Annotated in this window: 9 protein-coding genes and 1 pseudogene; 4 read left to right on the forward strand and 6 right to left on the reverse strand. The window is 62.1% G+C overall.

Annotated elements, in window-relative coordinates; genetic code table 11:
• Nucleotides 1–111 precede the first annotated feature (111 nt).
• Nucleotides 112–2,430 carry a CehA/McbA family metallohydrolase gene (locus ACILSI_RS26065; protein WP_395724857.1) on the reverse strand — a complete coding sequence of 773 codons (2,319 nt, stop codon included), beginning with the start codon at nt 2,428–2,430 and terminating at the stop codon, nt 112–114.
• Between the two features lie 44 nt (nt 2,431–2,474).
• Nucleotides 2,475–3,362, reverse strand: coding sequence for an EamA family transporter (locus tag ACILSI_RS26070; RefSeq protein ID WP_395724858.1), 888 nt, complete (start codon nt 3,360–3,362; stop codon nt 2,475–2,477).
• Nucleotides 3,363–3,478: 116 nt separating this feature from the next.
• Here ACILSI_RS26070 and ACILSI_RS26075 point away from each other — a divergent pair, with 116 nt between their 5' ends.
• Nucleotides 3,479–4,627, forward strand: a complete 1,149-nt coding sequence (locus tag ACILSI_RS26075) for a 6-phosphofructokinase (RefSeq protein WP_395724859.1) — start codon at nt 3,479–3,481, stop codon at nt 4,625–4,627.
• A 92-nt stretch (nt 4,628–4,719) separates the two neighbouring features.
• Here ACILSI_RS26075 and ACILSI_RS26080 read toward each other — a convergent pair whose 3' ends face one another.
• Together ACILSI_RS26080 and ACILSI_RS26085 are read right to left on the reverse strand one after the other, a co-directional pair.
• On the reverse strand, nt 4,720–5,832 hold the full coding sequence (locus tag ACILSI_RS26080; protein ID WP_395724860.1) for an alpha/beta hydrolase family protein: 1,113 nt from the start codon (nt 5,830–5,832) through the stop codon (nt 4,720–4,722).
• Nucleotides 5,829–6,230: a hypothetical protein gene (locus ACILSI_RS26085; RefSeq protein WP_395724861.1), complete on the reverse strand. Its 402-nt coding sequence runs from the start codon at nt 6,228–6,230 to the stop codon at nt 5,829–5,831. The genes ACILSI_RS26080 and ACILSI_RS26085 overlap by 4 nt, the downstream gene beginning before the upstream one ends.
• Before the next feature lie 137 nt (nt 6,231–6,367).
• On the opposite strand from ACILSI_RS26085, the gene ACILSI_RS26090 reads away from it, so the two are divergent.
• Genes ACILSI_RS26090 through ACILSI_RS26100 form a run of 3 tightly spaced genes read left to right on the forward strand, consistent with a single transcriptional unit; the run spans nt 6,368 to nt 7,964 of the window.
• Entirely contained in the window at nt 6,368–7,090 is a 723-nt protein-coding gene (locus ACILSI_RS26090; RefSeq protein WP_395724862.1) for a hypothetical protein, read from the forward strand.
• A gap of 43 nt (nt 7,091–7,133) precedes the next feature.
• On the forward strand, nt 7,134–7,565 hold the full coding sequence (locus tag ACILSI_RS26095) for a DUF5069 domain-containing protein (protein ID WP_395724863.1): 432 nt from the start codon (nt 7,134–7,136) through the stop codon (nt 7,563–7,565).
• A gap of 18 nt (nt 7,566–7,583) precedes the next feature.
• Nucleotides 7,584–7,964, forward strand: coding sequence for a hypothetical protein (locus tag ACILSI_RS26100; protein WP_395724864.1), 381 nt, complete (start codon nt 7,584–7,586; stop codon nt 7,962–7,964).
• A gap of 1 nt (nt 7,965) precedes the next feature.
• Here ACILSI_RS26100 and ACILSI_RS26105 read toward each other — a convergent pair whose 3' ends face one another.
• Both ACILSI_RS26105 and acnA read right to left on the reverse strand, forming a co-directional pair.
• Nucleotides 7,966–8,430 (reverse strand): PH domain-containing protein, encoded by a 465-nt coding sequence (locus tag ACILSI_RS26105; RefSeq protein WP_395724865.1) that lies wholly within the window; start codon nt 8,428–8,430, stop codon nt 7,966–7,968.
• A gap of 119 nt (nt 8,431–8,549) precedes the next feature.
• Nucleotides 8,550–9,354 (reverse strand): annotated as a pseudogene (gene acnA, locus ACILSI_RS26110) (aconitate hydratase); the annotation flags it as partial.

Here is a 9,354-nt window from a genome sequence, read left to right on the forward strand (position 1 = left end):
GCGACTATCCAGAGTTCCTGCTGGCGTTGCTTGGTTTGGCGTTGCTCAAACATGCAGGGTTGTTCTCATCACCCAGGAGGAGAGGTTTTTCAACAGGCTGCTAGAGCAGGGTCACTCTCCAAGCCGCTCTCGATACACCTTCCGCGCGTGTTCGTAAGCGGCGACAGCATCGGCGTGTTCCGTTGGGTCAATGAGCGCTTCTTTTTGCGACCAGCATTGACCGACGCTCTTGAGGCACCATTCGAGGCTGCGTTTTTCGCGGATGGGCTGGTCGTTCACGATGACGAAGATGGGATTGGTGTGCGAGCTGGCGCGGATGCGCAGGGCGAGCCAGCAGCTCTTTTCGACGGGCACGTCGAAGCTCAGATCGCGTGCCGTGCCGTCGGCGGTGATGTTTTGGGTCTGCATGGAGACACCGTTGACGAGGAGTTCGACGGGAACCTGCCGTGAGGCGCCGATGCGGGCGCGTTCGATGTCCCAGAAGGGTTTTCGGTCCACCGGGGCGGTTTGGATGTCAGGGCGCGGCTGTGTGTCGAGCAGGGCGGTGGCCTGGACGGTGACTTTGACGGTCGCGGGTTGTTTGAGGCGGAGTTCGCTGCCTTGGGTGCCGAGTTCGAGGTCGTTGGCCTTGAAGTCGATGAGGTGGCTCTTGCCGTCGCTGACATAAGCGCGACCGGCACGGATGCCCTCGCACCACGCGTCGTAATTGAGCCTGCCGTCGATCTTCACATACGCGCGGCCCAGGCCCACGCGCTCGCCGTAGATGCAGGGGAAGTCGGTCTCGCCGCTGATGCGGGTGCGGAAGCCGGCGTTGAGCGTGTGATACCAGATGTTCAGCTCCCAGGTGTGCGGCGTGTCCACCATCGACATGAAATCGACTGCGGGCACCGGCTTGCCATCGGGTCCGGGCACCAGGTGCGTGACATCGACGATGTATTCGCACGCGCCGATGCCGTTAAAGGGCGGGATGATGTAGTTTGGCAGTTCGTCAGTGGCGGAGGCGTATTTGCCGGGGCCACGGTAGGGTTCTTTGAAGTTGGGATCGCCCGGCGCGATGGGTTGCAGGCCCCAGCCGCTGTGCGCGGGGCCGGTGAGAGCGCCCTGCTTCTTGGCCCACTTCAAGGTGTTGAGGCAAAGCGTGGGCCAGTGCGCGGTGCTGTCGCCGCCGGGATACATCTGCTCCTTGAGCTTCAGCAGGCAAAGATGACCGCTTTTGTGTGATCCGAAGCCGCTGACCTCGACGTCGTAGCGCAGGAGGAAGGGATGGCGCGATTCCTTGTCCTCCGTGCCGGTGAAGAACTGCTTCTGATAATCGAAGCACGGTCCCCAGGTGAGGTTCGCGCCGATTTTCAAATCCTCGCCCATGCAATGCCGCGCCATGTCCGGCGCATGCACGCCCTGCGTGGGCACCGAGTAATGCGCACAGCCTGCGGCGTGGATGTGATGATCACCGCTCCACCAGCCGCGCAGGGACGGATCAATCCAGCGCTTCACTTGGAATGCCAGCGACGTGTTTTGGCCGGAGATCGAGATTTTTCGCGACTCGGGCAGTGATTCAGGCCCGCGACGGAAAACGACATCGTAGTCGCCATCCGGCAGTTTGAGCGATTCGCCATCGCCACGGTAAATCTGCGGGTGGAAGAAGAAATCGGGCGCGTGGCGCTTGATCTGGCTCGGATAGACGCGTCCGGCTTGGTCTTTGATGAGCAGCTCGGCGATGCAGGGTTTCCCGTTTTCATCGGTGATGGCCAGTTTCACCTCGCGGGCTGACTGGCAATCGAACAACACGCTCACTTCGTTGCGGAAACCGAGATCTTGCGTGCCCTGGCCAGTGTCGAAACTGAAGGTGGCGTCGCGCTTGCCCGCGTCACGGCTGTAGAGCTGGATGATACGGTATTCGAGACTGAGGCCGCTGAGCGTGGGCTGCATCGGCGGCGCTTCAAACATCTGCATGTCCAGCCAGCGGGCGGCGAGCGCGGGCTCGCCGGGGTCTTTCGGCTGCGCATGCGGCGCCACGGGCGGGGAGCCGGGCACATACATGATTTTGGCCTGTGGACTGCTGGCGGCGAGCTTCGCGGTGACACCGGCCTCGTTCTCGACACGCACGAGATACTGCCGCCAGCCGGATTCATCGAGCACGGCCTTCGCCGCGCCGCGTTCGACCTTCACCCGCTGCTCCGGGGTGATGGTGACATGGAAGAGCGCATGCGCATCGAGCACTGCTTGCGCCTTGGCAGCTCCGGCAGCTTCATTGGATTGAATCGCGGCCTTCAGCGTGATGATTTCGTCGCCGCTGAACGGTGTGCCGAGAAAGCTGGCGGAGTCGATGAGCCGCTGCGCTGCCGCGAGAAAGGGCTGGGGCTCGATTTCCGCCCCGGCGGCCAGATTCATCACGCCAAGAACCGCCAGGAAAAGAAAACGCGTTTTCATGCGCACTCAAACGTGCGGCGGGGCAGACGGCTTGCCAAATCGCGTCACACCACCACCAGCACGATGGCGCTCATCATCAGCAACGCGCCCGCCAGACGCCAGCGCATGACCTTGGGGCCAAGGTGCTGCTCGGCGTTGTGAAACCAGTGCCCGACGAGCCAGACGAGCGCGACGCTGAGCAGGCCGCGCGAGGCATAGACGATGTTGGCGTTGGTGGCCTTGCCGAAGACAGCGAGCGTGCTGACGAAGGTGATGCTTTGCACGCCGAGCAGGGCAGAGCCGCCCACGAGCCAGGGCCAGGCCTTGCCGGGCACCTTGCTCAAAGGAGCGGAGAAACGGAAGATGAGGCCGAAGGAGAGCAGGGCGTTGATCCAGAAGATGCAGGGCAGCAGACGGCCCGCGCCCCAAGACGGCCCCCATTTCTGAACCAGCACGTCAAAGATCGCGAAGGCCACGGCTCCGATGCCGCCTGCGATGAAGGTGATGAGCAGGTGACGTGGAGGCTGATCGGCGTGTTTGCGATTGAGAAAGGTGATGCCGAGCACGCTGAGGAAGGCGGCGATCCAGAGTTTCGTGCCCACGGCCTCGCCAATGAGGAAGGGGGTGAAAAACGCCACCAGGATGACCTTGAGGCCGAAAATCGGCACCGCGACGGAGACATCCCCTTTTTCCAGCGCCAGGAACTGCGAAAGCTGACCGACGAACAGGCACAGGGCGATCACGCCGGGCTGCCAGAGCAGCTCTTTCTCCACTTGCGGGCCGCCGAGCAGCCAGAGCAGGGAAAACAGCGCCGCGACGATCACATTGGCCACAAAAGTGGTGCGCCACAGGCCCACGCCGAGGTCGCTGGAGCGCTTCAGGACGAGGGCGCCAAAGGCGTACAGCAGGGCGGCGACGAGCGGGAAGAGCGTGGTGGCGAATTCGGGGGACACCCGCGCCAGTAACACGCCAGCGCAGGCGATCAAGGCTAGGAATCTGGAGTAGCCTCACGCGTTGCTTGCCACGCCCGGAGTACTCGCTAAGGCAACTGCCCCCAACCCATTTTTACATGATCCCTTCTTACCCCGAACAAGCCGTCGCGGTGCTTTTCAGTGGCGGCGACTCGCCCGGCATGAACGCTTTCCTGCGCGCCATCGTGCGCCTGGGCCTAAACCGTGAAAAAATCGCCGTTCTGGGCATTCGCCACGGTTATCGGGGCCTTGCCCGCACCGCCCGCACCGTGAAAGGGGATGGCGAGGCGCTCGTCCGTTTGAAGCACGCCATCGCCACGCATACGGGCCGGGCCGGCCTCATCAACGAGCAGCTCGACATCATCCAGATGGACCACGCCAGCGTGAGCGGCATCATGGGCAAGGGCGGCACCATCCTTGGTTCTGCACGCTGTTTGGAGTTTCACCGCAAAGAAGTGCGCGAGGAGGTCATCCAGCTTCTCAAAGACCTCAACGTGCGCGCACTCGTCGTCGTCGGTGGCGACGGCTCGCTCACCGGCGCGAGGCTGCTCGCCGAGGAGAGCGATCTGCGGGTCATCGGTGTGCCTGGAACGATCGACAACGATCTACAGTTCACAGACATGGCGCTGGGCGTCGATACCGCAGTGAACACGCTGGTGTGGGCGGTGGACCATTTCATCGACACTGCGCGCAGCCACCGCCGCGTGATGGTGCTGGAAACGATGGGCCGTGAGAGCGGCGACCTCGCCCGCATGGCTGGTCTGGCTTCCGGGGCGGAGATGATCATCACCCCCGAGCCGGGGGCACTCACGGATGAAGACATGAAGAACCTAGCGGCGAAGATCGAAGGTGCGATGACGCGCGGCCGCGGCCACGCCATCGTCTTGGTCGCCGAAGGCGTGCAGTTTGATCCGCCGCAGAAGCGTAACCGCGCCTATGTGCTCATGGACGCCTTCCAGCAGTATTTCCAACGCCCTGGGGCGCCTTTCCCGGACCTCGAAGTGCGCCCTTCCGTGCTCGGCCATCTTCAGCGCGGCGGCCACACCACACCGCAGGACTGCATCCTCGCCGCCCGCTTCGCGGATTGCGCCTGGAAAACCATTCTTGATGCCAGTGGGAAGAACGGCATTACCGCCCTGCGGAAGAATGTCGTCGAAATCGTGCCCTACGGCGCTCCCGATATGCCCGAGCGAGAGGTCTTCTCACGCGAGATGGACCAGCTTCATGAAGACCTGAGCTCGTGGTGAGATGACAAGCCGTCAAGGGATGGTCAGGTGGTCAAGGATTCGTCAAGAAGAGGCCGCGCCTCGCTTGAGTGACCATCTTGACTGCTTGGCGACTACTTGCCCTCTCCCTTCACCCACCGGTTCAGCCACTTCACGGTCTTCTCCCACATCTCGGGCAAATACACATGCCCGATGCCGGGATAGATCGTGTTTTCGAAGCGCTGTCTCGCTTCATCACCATGCAGCACATAGACCTGGCTCACGATCTCGCCGAGATGCTTCACCCCTTCAATCGGTGAGCCGCCATCTTGATCGCCCGTCATGAAAAGCATCGCTCGCGGCGCTCCCAGCGCGATCACGGCCTCGGTGTCGAAGTGTTTCAGCATGCCAGGCACAAAGTAGTAAATGCCGTGGGCTTTGAGCATGCCGACGCGGATCAACTCCTCGTAGCGCGTCATGCAGGCCACGCAAACCGCCGCACGCGGTCGGTCATCCAGTGCCATGATCCACCAACTCCGTGTGGAACCCATGCTGATGCCGGTGACGCCGACACGGGCCGCGTCCACCTCGGGCCGTGAGCAGAGATAGTCCAGCGCGGTCAAATCATCGCGCAAGATCATGCCCCAGAGCGTGCGCCCGGCCCAGAGATGAAATTTGGCCGCCGTCATTTCGCCCGCGCTGCCCTTTTGCTGCGGGCCGTCCGGGCCCTGGCCATTCCGCTCGCCGAAGCACGGCGCGTCGATGCCCAGCACGACGTAGCCTTTCTCCGCCAGCGCAGGGCCCGGTGCCACGGGGGTGGCGTTGGTGCCCAGCAGCTCACTTTTGCCAATGTCATACTGCCCGCCGTGCCAGTGGCAGTAGAGGATGGCAGGGGCTTTGGTCTGAGCTGTGGCCGTTTTGGGCACAAACGCGAAACCTTTAACGATCTCGCCGGCACCATTGTCGAACTGGATCGTCTCGTGGGTGTAGGTGCCTTTGTCCTCGCGGCTGAGGACCTTGAAAGCAGAGACAGGAGGACGCGGCGGCAGCTCACCCAGCAGCACGTTTAGCTTGGCACGGATTTGCATGCGCTGCTGCTGCCAGGCATCGAGGGCCGTTGGCACCTTCAGCGGTGGCGCGAGGCTGGCATTCGCCAGCCAGGCATCGGCGGCGGCATTCGGTTCGGCGGCGTGCATGCGGGAGAGGAGAGCCAGGCAGATGAAGACCCAGCGAATGGATGGTGTCATGGAGTCTTCAGCTCGCGGTGGGGAATCTTCGGCTCGCGATGAATGATAATGCCGTAGGGACCGAGGGTCCAGTTGCAACGACCTAGCGCACACAAAGCATCCACAAGCTGCAGGGCATTTCTCCCTCTCAAGCTCACGTTGACCCGCATGCGGTCCATCTCAATGCCGCGCACCACCAAGCCCATGGTCCCACCGGGGGAGAAATTCCGTGACTTAACCGTCAAATACTCGAGCGCACCGTCCAAGGTGCCGACGTACACAAATTCAGGAAACACAGTGGCCTCGTGCCAGGCTCGCATGCTCTTTCCCTCGATCACGGGCTTGTTGGACAATGGCTGTTTTCCAGTCCAGGGCACTTCCTGCGGGAGGAGCTGCCGCTCAAGGGCGAAGACTGGCATGTCCGCCAAGAGACACCACCATAGTGCACCAATGAAGAAAGCCCTGGTCAGCATGGTTCCGAGGCTATGCCGGTCCCCCCGACAATTCAAGTCTCCTGCAATTTGGCCCCTGCCCCTTCGTTCTCAGCGGCCCACCCATGAAACACACATCCCTGCTCACCCTCGCTCTCGCACTGGCCGCCACCATCAGCGCCCGTGCGGAAGACAAGCCGCTGCTCGCCGTTCCTGGCAAGGTCATCTATGAAAGCAAGCTGGACACCGCCCCAGGCGCACCGTGGAAAGCCGCGAAGGGCAAGTGGGAGCTGGTGGAAGGTGTGACGCGCGGCTCTGAGCTGGAGGCAGACAAGCACGGTGCCGTGACCCGCCTGCCGAACAAGCTGCAGGACTTCGTGGTCGAGTATGAGTTCAAATTTGAAGGCGCCAAGAGCACGAGCCTGTCCATCAACGCGGTGAAGGACCACATGGCGCGCATCAACATCACGCCGAAGTCCGTCACCATTCAAAAGGACGACAACGATCATGAAGGGCCGGACAAGGCCGTTATCTTTGCCCGTTTCCCTACAGAACTCGCTCCCGGCACCTGGCACAAGGTGCGCCTGGAGATGGTGAGTGACTTGATGCTCGGCAAAGTGAACGACTTCACCGCCTGGGGCGCGAACGACCTGTTCAAGACTCCAAAGATGGCCCCAGGCTTCACCGTCAGCGGCCAGTCGGTCGATTTTCGCAACTTCTCCATCCGTGAGGCCACGCTGAATCCCGCTTGGGAAGAGGTGCGGGCCACGCTGCCAAAACCCGGCGAAAAAGTTGCTCCAGCCGCCGCTCCCAAAGGCAAGGGCAAGGGAAAGAAGAAGGCGGAATAAGGTCATGCATTGACCAGGCCATGCGTCTTCGCTAAAAAGACGCATGGCATTCCCCATACGTTCTCCTCGTGACATGGTCGGCGGCATTTACGTCTTCGGCCGCATCCTCGACAAAATTCGCCTCTTCGCGAAAGAGGGCAAGCTGCCCGAGGGCTACCACCTCGGCTACACGCCGGGCAACCGCACGTTTGACGAGCGTGTGTGCAAGTTCCTCGGCGTCGATTTCAACGAGCTGACCCAACGCACCCTCGAAGGCGGAACGGACGAGGAAATCCTCGAGTGGTGCTGCCAGAACGGCCATCGACCAACGACCGAGCAGATCGAAATCTGGAACGGCTTCATGTCCAAGCGCGGCTGGCGCGACGCCGCCTCGAAAGGTCTCGTGGAGCAGCGGGCGGAGGCCGGCTTCCCTGACCGCGAAGACATCGTGACCTTCTTCGACCTCATGGACGCCGAGGAAGGCCGGGCGCAGTAACCTTTGGCCCGCATTTCCATGGAAGACCGTGAACTGACCAAGACCGAGGAGTGGTTTCGCACGAAGCTGCATGATTCGATCAATTACGGCATCGCCGCGATCACGATCATCGGCGGCTGGCTGGTCTCGAATGACAGCATCATCTCGATTCACCACGCCGAGGACGCGGAGAAACGGGAGGCTGCGCTCGTGTTTGCCATCCTGCTGCCGCTGGCCTGGGGCGCGTGGTTGATCCTGATGAAGAAACTTCACGCCCACTTGCCGCCGCATCCCACCATCGTGAAGAAAAGCAGCCTCCACCTGCTGGCCGGGGCGGCCTTGCTCGTCTTCATCGTGATCTGGTGCGTCGTGGCCGATGTGATCACCGTGCCCGCGCAGTTTGCCGTGCCGGCCAAATGACTCACTTCAAGGCCTTCTGCTGGCGGCTAAGTTCTTCGATCAGCGCCGTCGGGTCGGCCACGCTCAGCATCACCGTGTAGCCCTCCGTCGTCGGAATACGCGCGACGTGCGTGCGGTCAGTGACGTAGAGCAGTGCTTTCTCCCCATTGCGTAGTTTGAACCAGCCAGCGGCGTAGCCGGGCAGTCCGGTGCCCATCGTGCGCCACTTGGGCTGATGGCCCCTGTCGGTGTTGAGGTTGGTGACGACGGCTTCGTCGAGCTTGAGTGATTGGAGCGGGATCAAGCGGCCGTAGAGGTCGCCTTGGAGGCGGAGGCCTTCGTTGGAGACGGTGAACGTGGCATGCCGCATGGACCAGGCGAGCCAGATCATCAGCACGACGCCAGCCAGGAGCACGAGGCTGATGATGGCAAAGAACCACAACGACTTGCTGGCAGCGGGAATCATGGGGAAGACGGTGGAGCTCATGGCGTGAGTTTGTCCGGCGTCTCGGATGAATCCAAGCAAAGAAAAACCCGGCAGCCTTTCAGTCTGCCGGGTTTGGTGAGGTGTTGGGAGGGAACGAGTTGGAAAACTCGTTCTACGGCTTAGCCGTTCGCACGCAGGATCTGCGCGAGGACATACGGCAGGATGCCGCCGGCGCGGTAGTAGTCGATTTCGACGGGGGTGTCGATGCGGACGACGAGCGGGATGTCGAAGGTGCTGCCGTCGGACTTGTGGACGCGGAGGGTGGCTTCGCTCATGGGCTTGAAGTCGTTGCTGAGGCCCAGGATGTCGAAGGTGGCATCGGCGAGGTCCTTGACCTTGTCGTAGTCGGCCTTGTTCTTGAAGTTGCAGGGCAGGACGCCCATGCCGACGAGGTTGCTGCGGTGGATACGCTCGAAGGACTTCGTGATGACGGCCTTCACACCGAGCAGACGAGTGCCTTTGGCGGCCCAGTCGCGGCTGGAGCCCATGCCGTAGTCTTCAGCGCCGATGACGATCGTGGGCGTGCCGGCAGCTTTGTAGGCCTCGGCGGCGTCGTAGATGCTCATTTCGGTGCCAGCGGGCTGCAACAAGGTATCGCCGCCTTCTTTGCCGCCGAGCATGAGGTTCTTGATGCGCACGTTGGCGAAGGTGCCGCGGGTCATGACGAGGTCATTGCCGCGACGGCTCCCGTAGCTGTTGAAATCGGCCTGCGCGACGCCGTTTTCGGTGAGGAATCGGCCTGCGGGGCTGGCTTTCTTGATGGCACCAGCGGGGCTGATGTGGTCGGTCGTGACGCTGTCGCCGAAGATGCCGAGCGGGCGTGCGCCTTTGATTTCCACGATGTCGCCGGGGGTCATGCTGAAGTCGGCGAAGAAGGGCGGATGCTGGATGTAGGTGGATTTGCCGTCCCACTCGAAGACCTCG

Source organism: Prosthecobacter sp., assembly GCF_044232965.1.
Classification (GTDB): Bacteria; Verrucomicrobiota; Verrucomicrobiia; order Verrucomicrobiales; family Verrucomicrobiaceae; genus Prosthecobacter.